Here is an 18,900-nt window from a genome sequence, read left to right as displayed (position 1 = left end):
ACGGAGTGGTGCCGGCGCCGGGACGGGTTCCACTTCTCGGGGTGACGGGTCAGACGCGGTTTGACCCGTCACCGCGCAGGAGGAAGGGTGCTGTCCGTGACCGCCGATTCGCCCGCCGAGCACGACCCCGGCCTGGCCGCGCTCTTCGCGCTCCTCAGCACGAGCATCCCCGGCATCCCCGAAGGGCTCCACTACCCGCGCCAGCTGCGGCGGATTGCCGACCTCGCGGGCCTCCCGATCGAGCCCGAGTACGACCTCGACGCCTACCTCGCCGACCTCCGGAAGCGGCTGTACGGCGCGGACACCGGGGACACCGAGGGGGCGTCGGACGCTGGGGAGTCAGGAGATGCCGGGGACGCCGCGGGAGAGGGGGAGCGCGAGGGCGCCGCCGCCGCACAGTGGGGGATGCTCTGCCCCTCGCCCGTCGAGGCCGACGTGGAGCCGGTCGCAGACCTCCGCGACGGCCTCGCGGCGGCACTCGCGGAACCCGACGGCGCGCGGCGGGCGGAGATGCTCAACGGGATGAGCCAGCAGTACGGACTCTTTCCGGCGGTCGACGACGAGGGCCGGCCCCGTGTCCTGCCCACGAGGCACGACGTGGTCTCATGCCTCGCCGCCGTGCTCATCCCGGCGGCCATGCTGCTCGCCACGGCGGAACGCCGTGAACGGATGCGCACGTGCGCGGACCTCGAATGCGGGACGCTGTTCCTGGACCGCACCCATTCCGCCCGCCGGCGCTACTGCTCCGCGAAGTGCACCTCGCGGGCGAGCACCCGGAGGCAACGGGAACGCCGTGCCGGCGCCGGGGCGGAGGGGCGTGGGCTCGGGCCGGGCTGAGGGCGCTACGGCTGGCCGTTGACCGTGGCGATGGAGACCATGGTCCAGTTGCCGAACGTCATGACGGACTGGGTCGCGAGGTGCTCCGCGCCGGCGTCCTGACGGTGGCCGTGGAAGAAGCGGTGCAGGTGGCCGTGGACGCTCGAGCCGACCACGAAGCCGCGCCCTTGCGTGCCGTCCGAACCGCGGCGCTCCTTGTCCCAGTCGATCATCGTGTACTCGGCGGAGGTGCCGCCCTGGAGCGGACGGCTCAGGATCACGATCCGGTGGTCCGGCGAGACCGCTCGGACGTTGAAGGGCTCGGGGCCGGCGTCGTGGAACACCACCTTGTCCCCGAGGGAGAGGACACGGAAGTCCATCGTCGTCCTCCTGCTGGAACGAGTGCGTGCCGATCAAGCGTAAGCGCTTACACTCGCGCCGCGCCTATGTTTCGCGGCACACGCGAAATGTGACGCAAATCACCATTGGCGTTAGTGGCAGACGCCCTTCGGAGCCCGGGCGCCGGACTCCTCGGCCGCCTCGCAGAACTTCTCCTTCGCCTCGGCGGGAAGCTTCCCCCACCCGACGTTCTGCACGACGCTCTGCTCGATCGGCGCGGGTGCGGGGTCCGGGACGGCGACAGGTGCGGGCTCGGGTTCGGGGACGGGCGCGGCGACCGGGGCGGGCGCCGGTGCCGGTTCGGGCGCCGGGACGGCTGGCTGGACAGCCGCCGCTGCGACCACCTCGGGGGCAGGCTCGGCAGGGGCGGGAGATGCCTCCGGCGGGGCCGGCTTGATGTCGGCCGCGGCGGGGAGCGGCCGGGCGGGGGAGGCTGCCGCCGCGACCGGCGCGGGATTCGCGGAGAGCTCGCCCACCGCACGGTCCGAGACCTTGTGCGCCGCGGCGGCCATGTAGGCTCCCTGGGCCTGCGCGGCGAGCGAGGCGGCGGAGGCGCCCAGTGTCATGAGCGCCACGGCGGCTGCGACGACGAGGGGGCGCCGGGTGCGTTCGTCGCCTGCCAGCACGGCCAGCGGAACCGCCGCCAGCACCACGAGCCCGGAGGCGAAGGCGATCTTCGGAGCGAGGACGAAGAGGACCAGCAGCAGCGCGGCCACCCCCACGACGCCCAGCCAGAGACCCAGGCGCACGGGCGCCGGAGCGTCGACCTCCTCGAACTCGAAATCGAAATCGACTGCTGTGGCCATGTCAGAGCCTTTCCCTCCTGTGACGCCTCACGCTGCGGACCGGCGGAGACCGGGACAGTCCAAGCCCATCACTGAACCTGGACCTGTTCACCCTGAACTGTCGATGCCGTCCATTATCGTCCTACCCATGACGACGGGTGGATACGCAGGAACGGGTTCTTTCGGGACAGATTCCTTCTGGGGGGCCCAGCCTACGGCACACAGGACCCGCTTCGCCCTCGCGACCGCCCCCGAGGCGGAGAGGGTGGAGCTCTGCCTCGTCGGCGCCGACGGCCGGCAGCGGACCGTGGACCTCGCCCGGACGGGAACGGGCGACGGCGGCTACGTGCGCTGGGAGACGACCGTTCCCGACGTGCGGGCCGGCCAGCTCTACGGCTACCGGGTCCACGGGCCCTGGGAGCCGGCCCGCGGGCTTCGCTTCAACCCGTCCAAGATCCTCCAGGACCCGCGCGCGCTCGCCGTCTCCGGCCGCAACGAGTGGGGCCAGGAGATGCACGCCTACCGGTTCGGCGACCCCGCCGCGATGGACACCTCGGACTCGCTGGGCCACAGCATGCTGTGCGTGGTCGTGGACCACGGCGAGTACGACTGGGAGGGCGACGCCCCTCCCCGCACCCCCTACAACGAGACCGTCATCTACGAGGCCCACCTCAGGGGGCTCACGCAGCTCCATCCCGAGGTTCCCGAAGCGCTCCGCGGGACATACGCGGGAGCCGCCCACCCCGCCGTCGTGCGCCACCTCGCCGAGCTGGGGGTGACCGCGCTCGAGCTCATGCCCGTGCACCAGTTCGTCAACGACGGCAGCCTGCGCGAGAAGGGCCTCGTGAACTACTGGGGCTACAACACCATCGGGTTCTTCGCCCCGCACTCCTTCTACTCGTCCCTGGGGGACCGCGGGCAGCAGATCTACGAGTTCAAGGAGCTCGTCAAGGCCTACCACCGGGCGGGCATCGAGGTGATCCTCGACGTCGTCTACAACCACACGGCGGAGGGGAACCACCTCGGGCCGCAGCTGAGCTTCCGCGGGATCGACAACGCCGCGTACTACCACCTGGTCCCGGGGGACGAGTTCCACTACACGGACTACACCGGCACCGGGAACTCCCTCAACGTGGGCAACCCGCTGGCGCTGTCGCTCGTGATCGACTCCCTGCGCTACTGGGTCACGGAGATGCACGTGGACGGGTTCCGGTTCGACCTCGCGACCGTGCTGGCGCGCGAGGAGGGGGACGTGGACATGGTCTCCCCGTTCTTCGAGCTCGTGGCGAAGGACCCTGTCCTGTCCCGCGTGAAGCTGATCGCCGAGCCGTGGGACATCGGCCCGGGCGGGTACCAGGTGGGCAACTTCCCCGCGCGCTGGACCGCGTGGAACGGGCGCTTCCGCGACTGCGTGCGCGACTTCTGGCGCGGCGAGCCGGGCACGCTCCGCGAGCTCGCCATGCGCATCACCGGCTCCGCCGACCTCTACCAGGACGACGGCCGCAGGCCCAGCGCGTCCATCAACTTCGTCACCGCCCACGACGGCTTCACCCTGCGGGACCTCGTCTCCTACAACGACAAGCACAACGAGGCCAACGGGGAGGACAACCGCGACGGCGAGAGCATGAACCGCTCCTGGAACTGCGGCGCCGAGGGCCCCACGGACGATCCCGGGGTGCTCGAGCTGCGCGCCCGGCAGCAGCGCAACCTGCTCCTGACCCTCGTCCTGGCGCAGGGCGTGCCGATGATCAGCCACGGCGACGAGCTCGGCCGAACCCAGGGCGGCAACAACAACGCCTACTGCCAGGACAACGGGACCACGTGGATCGACTGGGAGCGCGCGGACACGGAGCTGCTCGACTTCACCAAGCGCCTCGTGCGGCTGCGCGCCGACCACCCCGTCTTCCGGCGCCGGCGCTTCTTCGACGGCTGCGCCGTGGACCCGGCCGACGGCGACACCCTCCCGGACATCGTCTGGCTCGACGCCGACGGCACCGCCATGGGGCCCGAGGACTGGGACAAGGACTGGGCCCGGTCCCTCGCGGCCTTCCTCAACGGCAACGCCGTCCCCGGGACCGGGCGGCACGGCTCGGGCGGGGACTCGGACTTCCTGGTGATCCTCAACGCCGCCGCCAACGACGTCGAGTACCGCATCCCGGGCGCGGACTTCCCGTCCAAGTGGTCCACGGTCCTGACCACGTGCGCGCACCACCTGGTGGGGGAGACCACGGCGGCGGGGGAGGACTTCGTCGTGCCGGCACGCAGCGCCGTCGTGCTCGAGGCGGTGGCGCGGCGCTAGGGGCGGCCCCTGCGGGAGGCCGCTATGGGTGGGCTGCGGGGTCGATCGTGTCGACGGCCTCGCGCATGCGGGTGAGGAAGGCCAGGACGGTCTTGGCCTCGTCCTCGCTGAGGGACCGGGCCACCTCGATCATGCGCTCGTGCATGCTCCCCAGGGTCTGGCGGACCTCGTGGTCCGAGCCCGGGGTGGGCCTCAGGATGAGCGCGCGGCGGTCCGTCGGGTGCGGCTCGCGGGTCACGTGGCCGCTGCGGACGAGGCGGTCCACGAGGCTGGTCATCGACGCCGAGGTAATGCCGAGGCGACCCCGCAGGTCCTTCGGGCTGACCGAGACGCCACGGGCCTCTGCCTCCAGCAGGTACCGCAGCGCCAGCAGGTCCGTCTCGCCCATCGACATGGCCTCGCGGGTGCGCCGCCGCATCGCAGACTCTGAGGCCCGGTAGTCGCGCAGGGCGTTGAGCACCGCGACGGGGAGTGATCCGCGCGGCGGGTCCTGCTCGTACCAGTAGCCCCCGGTGTGAGGCGTCTCCATCCGGCTCCCTTCGGATAGCTAGAAGAACTAGCTAATCATATGCGGCCTTCGGCGCGCCGCCGTCCGGAGCGGTTAGACAACCATCGGAGAGTCGGATATAAGTAAGTAGCTCGACACGCTACTAAATAATCTAACTAGCGAGGGATCCTGATGATGCTTGAGTCCGACGCCACCGTCCATGTCCTCGCGACCCCGTTCGGGATCACTGCGGGGAGCGGTGCACCCTTCCACTGCCAGGCTCCGATGCGGCTCGTCTCGGAACCCATGGCGCCCGGATCGGCCCTCGGGAAGGGCCTGCTCGAGTGGCGCTGCGCCTGCGGGCTGCGCATGGACGCAGGGATGATTCCCCTTCCGTTCACCGGTCAAACCGACCTGCTGGCAGCCTCCGCAGCGTGAGCAGAGCGGTCACATAGACTCGCTAAGATGCCCACACGGCCACTCTCGGCCGCACAGCAAGGAGCTGATTCATGGACAAGGACATCTGGCCTGGCACCGCCTACCCTCTCGGCGCCACCTTCGACGGAACGGGCACCAACTTCGCCCTGTTCAGCGAGGGCGCGGAGAAGGTGGAGCTCTGCCTGTTCAGCGCCCGGCGCAAGGAGACGCGCGTCCAGATGACCGAGGTGGACGGGTTCGTGTGGCACTGCTACCTCCCGAACGTCCAGCCCGGCCAGCTCTACGGGTACCGCGTGCACGGACCCTACGACCCGGACAGCGGCGCGAGGTTCAACCCCAGCAAGCTGCTCCTCGACCCGTACGCGAAGGCCGTCATGGGGCAGCCGGACTGGGCCCAGCCGCTCTTCTCGTACAACTTCGGCGACCCGCGCAGCCGCAACGACGAGGACTCGGCCAAGCACCAGATGCTCGCCGTGGTCACCAACCCGTTCTTCGACTGGCAGGGCGATGCGCAGCTGCGCATCCCGTACCACCGGACGGTCATCTACGAGGCCCACGTCAAGGGCCTGACCCAGCTCCACCCCGACGTCCCGGAGGAGCTCCGCGGCACGTACGCCGGCGTGGCCCACCCCTCGGTGGTCAACCACCTCACCAAGCTCGGCGTGACCGCCATCGAGCTCATGCCGGTCCACCAGTTCGTGGACGACAGCACCCTGCAGGACAAGGGGCTGCACAACTACTGGGGCTACAACACCATCGGCTTCTTCGCCCCGCACGCCGGCTACTCCTCCAGCGGCAACACCGGCCAGCAGGTGCAGGAGTTCAAGGCCATGGTCCGCACGCTGCACCGCGCGGGCATCGAGGTGATCCTCGACGTCGTGTACAACCACACGGCCGAGGGCAACCACCTGGGCCCCACGCTGTCCTTCCGGGGCATCGACAACGCCGCGTACTACCGGCTCGTCGAGGACGACCAGCAGTACTACATGGACTACACGGGCACCGGCAACTCCCTCAACGTCCGCCACCCCCACGCGCTGCAGCTCATCATGGACTCGCTGCGGTACTGGGTCACCGAGATGCACGTGGACGGGTTCCGGTTCGACCTCGCCGCCACCCTGGCCCGCGAGTTCTACGACGTGGACCGCCTCTCCAGCTTCTTCGAAATCATCCAGCAGGACCCGGTCATCTCCCAGGTCAAGCTCATCGCCGAGCCGTGGGACGTGGGCCCCGGCGGCTACCAGGTGGGCAACTTCCCGCCGCAGTGGACGGAGTGGAACGGCAAGTACCGCGACACCGTCCGCGACTTCTGGCGCGGCGAGCCGGCCACCCTCGGCGAGTTCGCCTCCCGCCTCACCGGCTCCGCGGACCTCTACCAGCACAACGGCCGCCGCCCGGTCGCCTCGATCAACTTCATCACCGCGCACGACGGCTTCACCCTGCGCGACCTCGTCTCCTACAACGAGAAGCACAACGAGGCCAACGGCGAGGACAACAACGACGGCGAGAGCCACAACCGCTCCTGGAACTGCGGCGCCGAGGGCCCCACGGACGACCCGGCGGTCCTCGAGCTGCGCGCCCGCCAGCAGCGCAACTTCATCGCCACGCTCCTGCTCTCGCAGGGTGTGCCGATGATCGCCCACGGGGACGAGCTGGGCCGCACCCAGGACGGCAACAACAACGTCTACTGCCAGGACAACGAGCTCTCCTGGGTCGACTGGAAGAGCGCGGACGGCCCCCTCGTCGAGTTCACCGCAGCGGTGACCCGCCTGCGCGCCGAGCACCCGACGTTCCGCCGCAGCCGCTTCTTCGACGGCCGCCCGGTGCGCCGCGGTGAGGGCCAGCCCCTGCCGGACATCGAGTGGATCCGCGCCGACGGCGAGCCGATGGTCCCGGAGGACTGGGACATCGCCCTTGGCCGCAGCGTGGGGGTGTTCCTCAACGGCAACGGGATCCGCGGCCAGGACGCGTACGGGCGTCCGATCAACGACGCCCACTTCCTCATGTACTTCAACGCCGACGACACCGACGTGGACTTCCGCCTCCCCGGGGACGAGTACGCTCCCGGCTGGGACGTCCTGCTCGACACGTCGGGGGAGACCGCCGGGGAGACGGAGATCCCCGCCGGCGCACAGCTCACGGTCCCCGCCAAGAGCACCGCGGTGCTGCGGGCCCACGAGCCGGTCGTGGAGGAAGTGGACCACTCCGTGGCCGCGTCCCTCGCAGCCCAGGCCGGATCGTCGTCGCCCAACCAGCCCTCGACGAGCCTCAGCGGCATCTGAGGCGGGGACAAGGAGCGCCATGAAGACCCCCGCCTCGACCTACCGCCTCCAGATCCGCCCCGGCTTCACGCTCACCGATGCCGCGGACCTGGTGCCCTACCTCCACTCCCTCGGCGTGGACTGGCTCTACCTGTCCCCGCTGCTGGAGTCCGTGGGCTCCTCGGAGCACGGCTACGACGTCTCCGGCCCCTACCGGGTGGACCGGGAACGCGGCGGGCGCGAGGGCCTCGCGGCCGCCGCCGCGGCGGCGCACGACGCCGGCCTGGGCGTCCTCGTGGACATCGTGCCGAACCACTTCGGCGTCGCGTCTCCCGAGGAGAACCCGTGGTGGTGGTCGCTCCTGAGGGAGGGGCGCTCCTCGCGTTACGCGGACGCGTTCGACGTCGACTGGGACGCCGGGGGCGGGAAGGTGCTCCTGCCCGTGCTGGGCAGCGCCGAGGACGTGGAGCTGCTCGCGATCGAGGGCAACAGGCTGCGCTACTACGAGCACCTGTACCCGCTCGCGCCGGGCTCGTGGACCGAGGGCGACTCCGCGCAGGAGGTGCACGAGCGCCAGCACTACCGGCTCATCCCGTGGCGCGAGGCGGACACGAAGCTGAACTACCGGCGCTTCTTTGCGGTGAACAGCCTCGCCGGGGTGCGGGTCGAGGTTCCGTGGGTGTTCGAGCAGAGCCACGCCGAGGTGCGGCGCTGGATCGAGGAGGGGCTCGTCGACGGGCTGCGGATCGACCACCCAGACGGGCTCTTCGACCCCGCCGAGTACCTCGTCCGCCTGCGGGAGCTCTCCGGCGGGGCGTATACCCTCGTGGAGAAGATCCTCGAGGACGGCGAGGAGCTGCCCGAGGACTTCGAGTGCGAGGGCACCACCGGCTACGACGCCCTCGGCCTCATCGACCGGGTCTTCGTGGACCCGGCGGGGGAGGCGCCGCTGACCGACCTCGACACCAAGCTCCGCGGCGAGCCCGCCGACTACCCCGCCATGACCCATGGGACCAAGCGGTGGATGGCGGACGGCCTCCTCAACGCCGAGATCCGCCGGCTCGCGCGGCTCGCCGCGGTCCCGGCCGCGGCGGTTGAGCGCAGCGAAGCGGAGTCGAAACCCCTCGGCATCGACACGGCGACGGTGGTTGAGCGCAGCGAAGCGGAGTCGAAACCCCTCGGCATCGACACGGCGGCGGCGGTTGAGCGCAGCGAGGCGGAGTCGAAACCCCAGGGCATCGACACCCTCGCCGACGTCCCGGCGGCGGCGGTTGAGCGCAGCGAAGCGGAGTCGAAACCCCTCGGCATCGACACCCTCGCCGACGCGCTCGCCGAGATCGCCGCCCAGTTCCCCGTCTACCGGACCTACCTGGCCCCCGGGCGCACCGGCGCCGGGGACGGAGGCGAGCACGACGCCGCCGTGCTGGCACGCGCGTGCGAGCAGGCCGCCGTCGTGCGCCCCGACCTCGCTGCGACGGTCGAGGGGCTCGCGCCGCGGCTCGCCGACCCGGGCGAGGAGCTGTGCCGGCGCTTCCAGCAGACCACCGGCATGATCATGGCCAAGGCCGTCGAGGACACCGCGTTCTACCGGTACTCCCGTCTCGGCACGCTCACCGAGGTGGGCGGGGACCCGACCCGGTTCGCCCTCCCGCCAGCGGAGTTCCACGCGGCCGCCGCCGAGCGCGAGCGCCGCCAGCCGCACTCCATGACCACCCTCACGACCCACGACACGAAGCGCAGCGAGGACACCCGCGCCCGCATCACGGTCCTGGCCGAGCTCGCCGACGAGTGGGCCGCGCTGCTGCCGCGGCTCATCGCGGCGACCCCGGACGCCGCCGTCCTGGACGGCCCCCTCGCGAACCTGCTGTGGCAGGCGGTCCTCGGCGCGTGGCCGGCGGACCGAGAACGGCTCCTGCAGTACGCCGAGAAGGCCGCGCGCGAGGCCGGGGTGCACACGCTCTGGACCGACCCGAACCAGGAGTTCGAGGACGGCCTGCGCGCGCTCGTCGACGCCGCGACCGAGCCCGGCGAGGCGCACACGCTCCTCGCGGAGTTCGCGGACCGGATCGCCCTGTTCGGGGCCTCCAACGGGCTCTCCGCCAAGCTCGTCCAGCTCGCCATGCCCGGGGTCCCCGACGTCTACCAGGGCACCGAGTTCTGGGACCGGTCCCTGTGCGACCCGGACAACCGCCGCGAGGTCGACTTCGCCGCCCGCGCCGAGGCCCTCGCCGCGCTCGACGCCGGCGCGCCCGTGATCTCGCCGCTGGCCGAGGAGGCCAAGCTCCTCGTGGTGTCCCGGACCCTGCGGCTGCGCCGCGACCGGCCCGAGCTCTTCTCCGGCTACGCGCCCGTCGAGGCGTCCGGCCCCGCCGCAGCGCACCTGTTGGGCTTCAGGCGGGGGGAGCGCGGCGTCGTCGCCCTCGCCACGCGCCTGCCCGCCGGGCTCGCCGCTGCGGGCGGCTGGGGCACGACGACGGTGCGGCTCGCCCGGGACGCGCGGTGCGCGTTCACCGGCGAGCTCTTCGAGGCCGGCGAGGTGCCGGTCGCAGACATCCTGCGCGCGCTCCCGGTCGCGCTGCTCGTCCCCGAGGAGGCCCACCATGACTGAGCGGAGCGCAGCGGAGTCGACGGTGGTTGAGCGGAGCGCAGCGGAGTCGACGGTGGTTGAGCGGAGCGCAGCGGAGTCGAAACCTCCGCTTGGCAGCGTCTGGGCCCCGGTCCCGGAGGACCTCGAGCTCGTGCTCGGCGACGAGCGGATCGAGCTCGAGCCCGTTCCTACCGGCCCCGCCAAGGAATCCGACCCCACGGGCGGACCCGGCTCCGGCTGGTGGGCGCCGCCGGCCGCGGACCGGGACCGTGTGGCCGCGGCCCTCGCGGCAGGGGAGCGGTACGGCTACATCGTCGACGGGGCCGGACCCTTCCCCGACCCCCGCTCGCGGCGCCAGCCCGAGGGCGTCCACGCCCTCTCCGCGGGCTTCGACCCGGGCGCGCACGAGTGGGCCGACGAGGGCTGGGCCGGCCGCGAGCTCGCCGGCTCGGTCGTGTACGAGCTGCACGTGGGCACCTTCACCCCCGAGGGCACGCTCGACGCCGCGGCAGCCCGGCTGCCGTACCTCGCCGAGCTCGGCGTCGGCTTCGTGGAGCTCCTGCCGGTGAACGGGTTCAACGGCCCCTACAACTGGGGCTACGACGGGGTCCTCTGGTACACGGTCCACGAGGGCTACGGGGGCCCAGCGGCCTACCAGCGGTTCGTCGACGCGGCGCACGCGGCGGGGATCGCCGTCGTGCAGGACGTGGTGTACAACCACCTCGGCCCGAGCGGGAACTACCTGCCCCAGTACGGGCCCTACCTCGTCCCCGGTGCGGCGACCGGGTGGGGCGACGCGGTGAACCTGGACTCGGCCGCCTCCGACGAGGTCCGCGCCTTCATCCTGGGCAACGCCCGGATGTGGCTCGAGGACTACCGGGTGGACGCCCTCAGGCTCGACGCGGTCCACGCGTTCGTGGACCGGCGCGCCCTGACGCTGCTCGAGGAGCTGCAGCTGCTGGCCGAGGACATCGAGGCGGGGACCGGGCGCCGCAAGGTGCTCATCGCCGAGTCCGACATGAACAACCCGCGCCTCCTCGAGTCCCGGCCCGCGGGCTACGGGCTCGGCGCCCAGTGGAGCGACGACTACCACCACGCCCTCCACGTCGCGCTCACGGGCGAGACGTCCGGCTACTACGAGGACTTCGCCGACCTTGAGGCGCTGCCGAAGGTGCTGCGGGGCGGCTTCTACCACGACGGGACCTACTCCAGCTTCCGCGGCAGGGTGCACGGGCGCCCCGTCGACCACTCGCTCGTGGACGCCGCGCAGCTCGTGGTCTGCAGCCAGAACCACGACCAGGTGGGCAACCGCGCCACCGGCGACCGCCCCAGCGCGACCCTGTCCCGCGACGGGCTCGCCGTCGCGGCCGTGCTGACGCTCGCCTCGCCGTTCACGCCCATGCTGTTCATGGGCGAGGAGTACGGGGCCACGACCCCGTGGCAGTTCTTCACCTCCCACCCCGAGCCCGAGCTCGCCGAGGCCACCCGCAAGGGCCGCATCGAGGAATTCGCGCGCATGGGCTGGGACCCGGCGCTCGTGCCCGACCCGCAGGACCCCGCCACGCGGGAGCGGTCCGTCCTGGACTGGTCCGAGGCCGAGACCCCCGACGGGGCCCGCATGCTGGACCTCTACCGGCGGCTCATCGCGGCCCGCGCGGAGCTGCCCGGGCTGTGGCAGGGGCGGCTCGACGAGACCGAGGTGACCTCCGGCGGGGGAGAGGCCGGCGCAGGCGACGTGGACGCCGGGGCACGGTGGGTCGCGTGGCGGCGTCCGGGCGCCATGGTGTGCGTCGGCTTCGGGCCGGGGCCGGTCGAGGTCCCGCTGCCCGCGGGCACGCGGGCCCGGATCGCCGTCGCGACCAGCGAGGACTGCTCCGTCGAGGCGACGCACGACGGCGGCGCGGCCGTCCGCTTGGCCGGCCTCGCCGCCGTCGTGCTCGCCCTCCCTCCTTCCGTCTAGGGGTCACTTCCTGAAGGTCAGCTCCTGAAGGTCACCTCCTGGAGGTCACCTCCTGCGGGTCCGGATCAGGCCGAGACCGACTTCTGACCGCCGGCTGCGCCCTGGTCCCCGTGGCGCTCGCCGAGGTCCTGCGGGGCGGCGTCGCCACTCCGGTGGCCCACCACCTTCATGTCGCCGCCCTGGTCGGTCGCGACGGGGATACGGCGCGGTCGGGCTCGTTCGGAGACGGGGATGGTCACGGCGAGGACGCCGTTGCTGTAGTTCGCGGTGATGTTCTCCGTGTCGATGCCCTGGCCGAGGGTCAGCTGGCGCAAAAAAGTGCCGCCCTCGCGTTCCCGCGCGATCCAGGCCACGCCCTCGCGTCCGCGGACTGTCCGTTCCGCGCGGATCGTGAGGAGCTGGCCGTCGACGTCGATGTCGACGGACCCCGGGTCGATGCCGGGGAGGTCGGCGTGGACGATGTAGTGGTCGCCCTCGCGGAAGAGGTCGATCGGCATGAGCCTCATGCCGCTGCGCTGGCCGAGCAGGGCGGTGGCGAAGCGGTCGAGCTCGCGGATCGGGTCGAAGTCAGCCATGGGAATCACTCCTCAGGTCTGCCCCAACGGGCGTGTTGTCTCTCCTTGTCTTCGGGTGTCGGGCACGCTCCCGACACACACTTAATTAGCACTCTCCGCCGGCGAGTGCCAAGACCTTTCAGGCCGCGTTTTTCCGGTCCGGGCGGCCGACGCGCGGGCACGCGAAGAGGGACCGCACCCGGCGGGTGCGGCCCCTCTCGTCGGGATGGGGGACTAGGCGCGGCGCCGGGTGACGAGGCCCCAGATGAGCAGGACCACGAGGGAACCGATGATCGCGGTGATCCAGGCGCTCAGGCTCCAGAAGGAGTTCATGAGGTCCTGCTTGAAGATCATGCCGCCGATCCAGCCGCCGAGCAGCGCTCCGACGACTCCGAGGAGGAGGGTGGCAAGCCAGCCGCCGCCCTGCTTGCCCGGCAGGATCGCCTTGGCGATAGCGCCGGCGATGAGGCCGAGGATGAGGAAACCGATGAAGCTCATGTCAACTCCTTGTGTGGTGCGATCATGTCCGGTGCTTGCGTGGTGCCCAAGCTTCCTCATTACTAACACCGATGCAGGACGCCGTCACGACCCGGGAGCGCGCCGTCACCACATCTTTACCCGGCTTCGGTTCGGTAACGTAGCGGTCATTGGCGCCGACCGGGAGGGGAAGACCGCGTGGAACGCTGCGCACTCATCGTGAACCCGAGCAAGGCCGGGGCGGAGCCGCTCACGGCGGACTTCCGCCGCCGGTGCGAGGCCGAGGGCTACGAGGCGCTCGTCCTCGAGACGACGGTCGAGGACCCGGGCGGGGGCATGGCCCGGGAGGCGCTCGAGCGCGGGGCGGGGCTCGTCGTCGTGGGCGGCGGGGACGGGACGGTGCGCGCGGCGGCCGGCGAGCTCGCCGGCAGCGGTGTCCCGCTCGCCGTCGTGCCCCTGGGGACCGGCAACCTGCTCTGCCGAAACCTCGGGATCCCCGTGGACGACCGGAGCACGGCGCTCGACGCCGCCTTCGGGACGGCCACCCGGGACGTGGACGTGGCCTGGGCGCGGGTGGACGACGGCGACGAGCTCGCCTTCGCGGTGATGGCCGGGATGGGCCTCGACGCGACCATCATGGCGAACACGAACGACGACCTGAAGGCCAAGGCGGGCTGGTTCGCCTACATCGTCGCGGCGGCGCAGACGATCGTGGGGGACTCGTACCTCATCAAGGTCTACGTTGACGGGAAGCTCAAGCTACAGCGGCGCCAGCGCGGCGTCATGATCGGCAACTGCGGGAGGATCCAAGGCGATGTCGAGGTCTTCCCCGGGGCCACGGTGGACGACGGGATCCTCGACGTCCTCGCCGTCGCGCCGAGCGGAGTGGTCGGCTGGTTCCGGGTGGCCAGCTCGCTCCTGTCCCGCTGGCGGCGCCACACGCCCCCTGACCTCGGGCACTACACCGGCAAGATCATCCACGTCGCCGCGTCCCGTCCCCACGACATCCAGCTCGACGGCGACCACCTGGGCACCGGGAAGACGCTCGCCGTGCGGGTGGACCCCCGGGCGCTCACGATGCGGATTCCGGCCTAGGACGCGCGCCGGCCGCTGCGGCTAGGATCGTGGACTGTGACCTACATCGCAGCGGCTGACCGCTACCCTTCCATGCAGTACCGGCGCGTGGGCCGCAGCGGCCTCAAGCTCCCGGCCATCTCCCTGGGCCTCTGGCACAACTTCGGGGACGACAAGCCCTTCGAGGTGCAGCGGGACATCCTCCGGCGGGCCTTCGACCTCGGCGTGACCCACTTCGACCTCGCCAACAACTACGGGCCGCCCCCGGGAAGCGCTGAGCGGAACTTCGGCCGGCACCTCCGCGAGGACTTCCGGCCGTACCGGGACGAGCTCGTCATCTCGACCAAGGCCGGGTACCTCATGTGGGACGGTCCCTACGGCGAGTGGGGCTCGCGCAAGTACCTCATCTCGAGCCTCGACGCGTCGCTCGCCCGGATGGGCCTGGAGTACGTGGACATCTTCTACAGCCACCGCTTCGACCCGGAGACGCCCCTCGAGGAGACGATGGGCGCCCTCGACTACGCCGTGCGCTCGGGGCGGGCCCTGTACGCCGGCATCTCCTCCTACTCGCCGGAGAAGACCCTCGAGGCTGCGGCGATCCTGAAGGACCTCGGCACGCCCCTGCTCATCCACCAGCCGCGCTACTCGATGCTGGACCGCTGGACCGAGCAGGGGAGCCCCGACCTGTACCAGGCGCTCGAGCAGGCAGGCGCGGGGTCCATCGTGTACAGCCCGCTCGCTCAGGGCCGGCTCACCGACCGCTACTTCGCGGGCATCCCCGAGGGATCCCGCGCCTCGCAGGAGCACTTCCTGACGACGGCCCAGACCGAGGAGAGCCTCGACACCGCCCGGAAGCTCAACGACCTCGCTTCCGAGCGCGGGCAGACGCTCGCGCAGATGGCCATCTCGTGGGTCCTGCGGCCGCGGCCCAACGGCGCGCCGCCGGTCACGTCGGCACTGATCGGCGCATCGTCCGTCCAGCAGCTTGAGGACAGCCTCGGGGCCCTGCGCACCCTCTCGTTCAGCACCGAGGAGCTGGAGCGCATCGACGCGATCCTGGCGGGCTGACCTCCGGAGGTGACTCCCAGACGGAAGGGGGAGGGGCGCACGACGGCGACCACTCGCCGTCGTGCGCCCCTCCCCGTCGCTGTGCCGGGCTGAGCCTGAAGCGGGCTCAGCCGATGCGCTTGCCGAGGTTGACGCCCAACGACGTCTTGAGCCCGGCCGAGGACGCGCTGTCCCCCGTGCCGCGCGACGCAGCCGACTGGCCGTACTTCCGCCCGAACAGGAAGTACGCGATCGGGCCGAGCGTGTTCACGAAGGACCCGAGAACCCACGCGACCTTGGGCCCGTTGACCTGGTCCGCCGGGCGCTTCTTGAGGTCCCGCAGGGCTGCGGCCTGGAGCGCGATCTGGACAACCGCGCCGACCACCACCCCGAAGCGCTGTCCGCCGGAAAGCTCACTCCACTTCTTCTTGCGTGCCATGCCGCCAGTGTAGGCAGGTGACACAGGGGCTGGGGAAGGGCGCCGCGCCGTTAGGATGGCTGTGCTCTGGCGTCGCAGCAGCGCCGCTGGGCCCAGTGAACGCAAGGAGTGACGTGTCAGAGAAGAAGATCCGTGTTGCCATCGTGGGCGTGGGGAACTGCGCCGCCTCCCTCGTGCAGGGCGTGCACTACTACCGGGACGCCGATCCCGCGGGCACCGTCCCCGGCCTCATGCACGTCGAATTCGGCGACTACCACGTGGGCGACCTCGAGTTCGTCGTCGCGTTCGACGTGGACGGCAAGAAGGTCGGCTTCGACCTGGCCGACGCGATCGTCTCGAGCGAGAACAACACGATCAAGATCGCGGACGTTCCCCCCACGGGCGTCACCGTCCAGCGCGGCCACACCCTCGACGGACTGGGCCGCTACTACCGCGAGACCATCGAGGAGTCCGCGGAGGAGCCGGTCGACGTCGTCGCGGCCCTGCGCGAGGCCCGCGTGGACGTCATGGTCTGCTACCTGCCGGTCGGCTCCGAGCAGGCCGCGAAGTTCTACGCGCAGTGCGCCATCGACGCGCACGTCGCGTTCGTCAACGCGCTGCCGGTGTTCATCGCCGGCACGCCGGAGTGGGCCGAGAAGTTCCGCGCGGCCGGGGTGCCGATCGTGGGCGACGACATCAAGAGCCAGATCGGCGCGACCATCACCCACCGCGTCCTCGCGAAGCTCTTCGAGGACCGCGGCGTGACCGTGGACCGCACGTACCAGCTGAACGTCGGCGGCAACATGGACTTCAAGAACATGCTCGAGCGCGACCGCCTCGAGTCGAAGAAGGTCTCCAAGACCCAGGCCGTGACCTCCAACGTCGAGGCCGAGCTCGCTGCCCGCGACGTGCACATCGGCCCCTCGGACTACGTCCAGTGGCTCGACGACCGCAAGTGGGCGTTCGTGCGCCTTGAGGGCCGCAACTTCGGCGACGCGCCCGTCTCGCTCGAGTACAAGCTCGAGGTCTGGGACTCGCCCAACTCCGCCGGCGTCATCATCGACGCGGTCCGTGCGGCCAAAATCGGCCTCGACCGCGGGATCGGCGGGCCGCTCACGTCCCCGAGCGCGTACTTCATGAAGTCCCCGCCCGTGCAGAAGAACGACGACGCGGCCCGCGCCGACGTCGAGGCCTTCATCCGGGGCGAGCTCGAGCGCTAGGCACTTCTGCCCAATCCGCCGGATGGGCAGTCCTGCCGTCGCCGCGCCGCTGACCGCCGGCGTAGACCGGAGGTGTCAGCGGCGCGGCCGATCTGGGGGCGTGCGAGGCGCGGTGCGCGTCGGAGAGTGAGTCTCGCGAGATCCTCATCAGGAGGATTCCATGTCCACCCCAGCCTTCAACGCGCTCCGCGAGAGCGTCCGCGGTACCGTGATCGAGCCCGACGACGAGGGCTACGAGGCCGCCCGGCGGGTCTACAACGGCATGGTCGACAAACATCCCGCCGCGGTGCTGCGCGTCGCCCAGACTGCGGACGTGATCACCGCGGTGCGGTTCGCGCGCGACGCGGGGCTCGACCTCGCGATCCGGGGCGGCGGCCACAGCGCGCCCGGCTTCGGAACGGTCGACGACGGACTCGTCCTGGACTTCTCCGCGCACCGCGGCGTCTGGGTCGACCCGCGTGAGAAGCGCGCCCGGGCAGAGGCCGGCGCGACATGGGGCGACTACAACCACGCCACCCACGCCTTCGGCCTCGCGAGCACCGGCGGCATCCTCAGCACCACCGGGGTCGCCGGGCTCACGCTCGGCGGCGGGATCGGCTACCTGGCCCGCAAGCACGGGCTCGCGTGCGACAACCTCCTCTCCGCGGACGTGGTCCTCGCCGACGGCCGGCTCGTCCGGGCCAGCGCCGAATCCGAGCCGGACCTGTTCTGGGCCCTGCGCGGCGGCGGCGGCAACTTCGGCGTGGTGACCTCGTTCGAGTTCGCGCTGCACGACGTCGACACCGTCCACGTGGGCATCGTCGCGTTCCCGGCGGCGGAGGGCATCGCCGTCGGGGAGTTCTACCGCGACTGGATTGCGTCCCAGCCCGAGGAGTTCGGCGCGTTCTTCGCGTACCACCAGGCCCCGCCCGTCCCGTTCATCCCCGAGGAGTGGCACGGCCGGCAGGTGGCGCTGATCGTGGGAATGTGGACCGGAGACCTCGCCGAGGGGGAGGCGCGGTGGGCCCCTGTGCTCAAGGCGGCGCGAACGGTCGGGTCCCTCGTGGCCCCGATGCCGTACCCGTTCCTCAACGCCGCATTCGACTCCGCGAACCCTCCCGGCCTGCAGGGCTACTGGAAGGCGGACTTCGCCCGCGAGCTCAGCGACGACATCCTGCGCGTGGCGCAGCAGTTCGGATCGACGGTGCCGAGCCTCTCGACCGCCAACCACTTCTACCCGATCGACGGCGCGGTGCAGCGCGTGCCGGCCGGCGCCACCGCGTTCCCGTACCGGGACGTGAACTTCGCGCCCGTCATCGCGGGGGCGTGGGAGGACCCGGCGGACAACGAGGCCAACATCGACTGGGTGCGCCGCTACTGGAGCGCCCTGCACGAGTTCACCGAGCCCGCCGGGTACATCAACTTCCAGGACGCAGACGACCAGGCGCGCATCGAGACGAACTACGGCCCGAGCTTCGCCCGGCTGGCGCAGGTCAAGTCCGTCTACGACCCGGACAACTTCTTCCACGTCAACCAGAACATCAAGCCCGCGCACGCGAGCGAAGGCGCGGAGCCGGCGCCGACGGAGCCGGCACCGGCCTGACAGCCGCCCACGACGGCGCGCGCGTACGCGGCGAGCTGGGCGTCGGTGGGCATGACCCCGAGCGCCGCCATCGCCTCGAGGTGCGCATCCAGCGCGGCGCGGGCCCCGGTTGGGACGTCCGGCCACCCCACGGCCGCCACGACCTGGTTCCCCGCGGCGGTGCGCCCGGGCCGGGGCGCGTCGAGGCGCTGGATCACGGCCTGGAGCGCCTTCATCACCTCGATGCGGTCCGCGCCCTCGTCGATCAGGCCCACGACGGCGCGCACCTGGGCAACGCTGAGGCCGACGGCCCTGCGCAGGGTGCTGATCGTGCCCAGCCGCGTGAGGTGGGCCGGGCCGTAGTCCGCCAGGGTGGCGGTGACGGGTTGGCCGGGGCGCAGGAGTCCCTCCCGCAGGTAGAACTTGATGGTGGCGACGGGCGTCCCCGACCGGTCGCTGAGTTCGCTGAGCTTCACTGTCCCTCCGGCGGCTCCCTCGGTGCCGATGAGTCGATGGA

General features: G+C 71.3%; 17 protein-coding genes. 10 read left to right on the top strand and 7 right to left on the bottom strand.

The genetic code is table 11. From position 1 onward, the window contains the following. Window positions 1-96: 96 nt before the first annotated feature. Window positions 97-837, top strand: a complete 741-nt coding sequence (locus CGQ25_RS11215; RefSeq protein WP_208709728.1) for a CGNR zinc finger domain-containing protein — start codon at window positions 97-99, stop codon at window positions 835-837. Window positions 838-842: 5 nt separating this feature from the next. Here the strand turns inward: CGQ25_RS11215 and CGQ25_RS11210 are convergent, their stop codons facing one another. Together CGQ25_RS11210 and CGQ25_RS11205 are read right to left on the bottom strand one after the other, a co-directional pair. Further along, a complete protein-coding gene (locus CGQ25_RS11210) occupies window positions 843-1,196 on the bottom strand; it encodes a hypothetical protein (RefSeq protein ID WP_208709726.1) in 354 nt (117 codons plus the stop codon). Window positions 1,197-1,307: 111 nt separating this feature from the next. Then, on the bottom strand, window positions 1,308-2,021 hold the full coding sequence (locus CGQ25_RS11205) for a hypothetical protein (protein ID WP_208709724.1): 714 nt from the start codon (window positions 2,019-2,021) through the stop codon (window positions 1,308-1,310). A 127-nt stretch (window positions 2,022-2,148) separates the two neighbouring features. On the opposite strand from CGQ25_RS11205, the gene glgX (CGQ25_RS11200) reads away from it, so the two are divergent. After that, window positions 2,149-4,299, top strand: coding sequence for a glycogen debranching protein GlgX (gene glgX, locus CGQ25_RS11200; protein ID WP_208709722.1), 2,151 nt, complete (start codon window positions 2,149-2,151; stop codon window positions 4,297-4,299). Window positions 4,300-4,321: 22 nt separating this feature from the next. Here glgX (CGQ25_RS11200) and CGQ25_RS11195 read toward each other — a convergent pair whose 3' ends face one another. Next, entirely contained in the window at window positions 4,322-4,828 is a 507-nt protein-coding gene (locus CGQ25_RS11195; protein ID WP_208709720.1) for a MarR family winged helix-turn-helix transcriptional regulator, read from the bottom strand. Window positions 4,829-4,978: 150 nt separating this feature from the next. On the opposite strand from CGQ25_RS11195, the gene CGQ25_RS11190 reads away from it, so the two are divergent. The 4 genes from CGQ25_RS11190 (at window position 4,979) to treZ (ending at window position 12,032) form a co-directional block, all read left to right on the top strand. Beyond that, on the top strand, window positions 4,979-5,224 hold the full coding sequence (locus tag CGQ25_RS11190; RefSeq protein ID WP_208709718.1) for a hypothetical protein: 246 nt from the start codon (window positions 4,979-4,981) through the stop codon (window positions 5,222-5,224). Window positions 5,225-5,295: 71 nt separating this feature from the next. Continuing rightward, a complete protein-coding gene (gene glgX / locus CGQ25_RS11185) occupies window positions 5,296-7,506 on the top strand; it encodes a glycogen debranching protein GlgX (RefSeq protein WP_208709717.1) in 2,211 nt (736 codons plus the stop codon). Window positions 7,507-7,525: 19 nt separating this feature from the next. Further along, a complete protein-coding gene (locus CGQ25_RS18475) occupies window positions 7,526-10,093 on the top strand; it encodes a malto-oligosyltrehalose synthase (protein WP_255405257.1) in 2,568 nt (855 codons plus the stop codon). Continuing rightward, window positions 10,086-12,032: a malto-oligosyltrehalose trehalohydrolase gene (gene treZ, locus CGQ25_RS11175; protein ID WP_208709715.1), complete on the top strand. Its 1,947-nt coding sequence runs from the start codon at window positions 10,086-10,088 to the stop codon at window positions 12,030-12,032. Before CGQ25_RS18475 ends, treZ begins: the two co-directional genes overlap by 8 nt. A gap of 65 nt (window positions 12,033-12,097) precedes the next feature. Here the strand turns inward: treZ and CGQ25_RS11170 are convergent, their stop codons facing one another. Continuing rightward, on the bottom strand, window positions 12,098-12,607 hold the full coding sequence (locus tag CGQ25_RS11170; RefSeq protein ID WP_208709713.1) for an Hsp20/alpha crystallin family protein: 510 nt from the start codon (window positions 12,605-12,607) through the stop codon (window positions 12,098-12,100). A gap of 213 nt (window positions 12,608-12,820) precedes the next feature. Next, window positions 12,821-13,084, bottom strand: coding sequence for a GlsB/YeaQ/YmgE family stress response membrane protein (locus CGQ25_RS11165; protein WP_208709711.1), 264 nt, complete (start codon window positions 13,082-13,084; stop codon window positions 12,821-12,823). 177 nt (window positions 13,085-13,261) lie between these two features. Here CGQ25_RS11165 and CGQ25_RS11160 point away from each other — a divergent pair, with 177 nt between their 5' ends. After that, on the top strand, window positions 13,262-14,158 hold the full coding sequence (locus CGQ25_RS11160; RefSeq protein WP_208709709.1) for a diacylglycerol kinase family protein: 897 nt from the start codon (window positions 13,262-13,264) through the stop codon (window positions 14,156-14,158). A 36-nt stretch (window positions 14,159-14,194) separates the two neighbouring features. Further along, window positions 14,195-15,205 carry an L-glyceraldehyde 3-phosphate reductase gene (gene mgrA, locus CGQ25_RS11155; protein ID WP_208709707.1) on the top strand — a complete coding sequence of 337 codons (1,011 nt, stop codon included), beginning with the start codon at window positions 14,195-14,197 and terminating at the stop codon, window positions 15,203-15,205. A gap of 106 nt (window positions 15,206-15,311) precedes the next feature. Here the strand turns inward: mgrA and CGQ25_RS11150 are convergent, their stop codons facing one another. Next, window positions 15,312-15,623: a PLD nuclease N-terminal domain-containing protein gene (locus CGQ25_RS11150; RefSeq protein ID WP_208709705.1), complete on the bottom strand. Its 312-nt coding sequence runs from the start codon at window positions 15,621-15,623 to the stop codon at window positions 15,312-15,314. 113 nt (window positions 15,624-15,736) lie between these two features. Between CGQ25_RS11150 and CGQ25_RS11145 the strand changes: the two genes are divergently transcribed. Both CGQ25_RS11145 and CGQ25_RS11140 read left to right on the top strand, forming a co-directional pair. Next, window positions 15,737-16,822: an inositol-3-phosphate synthase gene (locus CGQ25_RS11145; protein WP_208709703.1), complete on the top strand. Its 1,086-nt coding sequence runs from the start codon at window positions 15,737-15,739 to the stop codon at window positions 16,820-16,822. Window positions 16,823-16,982: 160 nt separating this feature from the next. Then, window positions 16,983-18,404: an FAD-binding oxidoreductase gene (locus CGQ25_RS11140; protein WP_208709701.1), complete on the top strand. Its 1,422-nt coding sequence runs from the start codon at window positions 16,983-16,985 to the stop codon at window positions 18,402-18,404. On the opposite strand, the gene CGQ25_RS11135 is transcribed toward CGQ25_RS11140, so the two are convergent. After that, a complete protein-coding gene (locus CGQ25_RS11135) occupies window positions 18,305-18,859 on the bottom strand; it encodes a MerR family transcriptional regulator (RefSeq protein WP_208709699.1) in 555 nt (184 codons plus the stop codon). The two genes, CGQ25_RS11140 and CGQ25_RS11135, sit on opposite strands and share 100 nt — an antisense overlap. Window positions 18,860-18,900: the final 41 nt, after the last annotated feature.

The sequence above is a fragment of the Sinomonas sp. R1AF57 genome, from assembly GCF_002224485.1.
In the GTDB taxonomy this organism is placed as follows: domain Bacteria; phylum Actinomycetota; class Actinomycetes; order Actinomycetales; family Micrococcaceae; genus Sinomonas; species Sinomonas flava.
The sequence above is the reverse complement of the archived record's forward strand: the minus strand, read 5'-3'. Positions and strand labels throughout refer to the sequence as shown.

Bases quoted from the DNA above. Each gene is read 5' to 3' on its own strand.
- CGQ25_RS11170 (WP_208709713.1), bottom strand. From the start codon at position 12,607: ATGGCTGACTTCGACCCGATCCGCGAGCTCGACCGCTTCGCCACCGCC.
- treZ (WP_208709715.1), top strand. From the start codon at position 10,086: ATGACTGAGCGGAGCGCAGCGGAGTCGACGGTGGTTGAGCGGAGCGCA.
- CGQ25_RS11210 (WP_208709726.1), bottom strand. From the start codon at position 1,196: ATGGACTTCCGTGTCCTCTCCCTCGGGGACAAGGTGGTGTTCCACGAC.
- CGQ25_RS18475 (WP_255405257.1), top strand. From the start codon at position 7,526: ATGAAGACCCCCGCCTCGACCTACCGCCTCCAGATCCGCCCCGGCTTC.
- CGQ25_RS11190 (WP_208709718.1), top strand. From the start codon at position 4,979: ATGATGCTTGAGTCCGACGCCACCGTCCATGTCCTCGCGACCCCGTTC.
- CGQ25_RS11205 (WP_208709724.1), bottom strand. From the start codon at position 2,021: ATGGCCACAGCAGTCGATTTCGATTTCGAGTTCGAGGAGGTCGACGCT.
- glgX (WP_208709722.1), top strand. From the start codon at position 2,149: ATGACGACGGGTGGATACGCAGGAACGGGTTCTTTCGGGACAGATTCC.
- glgX (WP_208709717.1), top strand. From the start codon at position 5,296: ATGGACAAGGACATCTGGCCTGGCACCGCCTACCCTCTCGGCGCCACC.
- CGQ25_RS11150 (WP_208709705.1), bottom strand. From the start codon at position 15,623: ATGGCACGCAAGAAGAAGTGGAGTGAGCTTTCCGGCGGACAGCGCTTC.
- CGQ25_RS11165 (WP_208709711.1), bottom strand. From the start codon at position 13,084: ATGAGCTTCATCGGTTTCCTCATCCTCGGCCTCATCGCCGGCGCTATC.
- CGQ25_RS11140 (WP_208709701.1), top strand. From the start codon at position 16,983: ATGTCCACCCCAGCCTTCAACGCGCTCCGCGAGAGCGTCCGCGGTACC.
- CGQ25_RS11195 (WP_208709720.1), bottom strand. From the start codon at position 4,828: ATGGAGACGCCTCACACCGGGGGCTACTGGTACGAGCAGGACCCGCCG.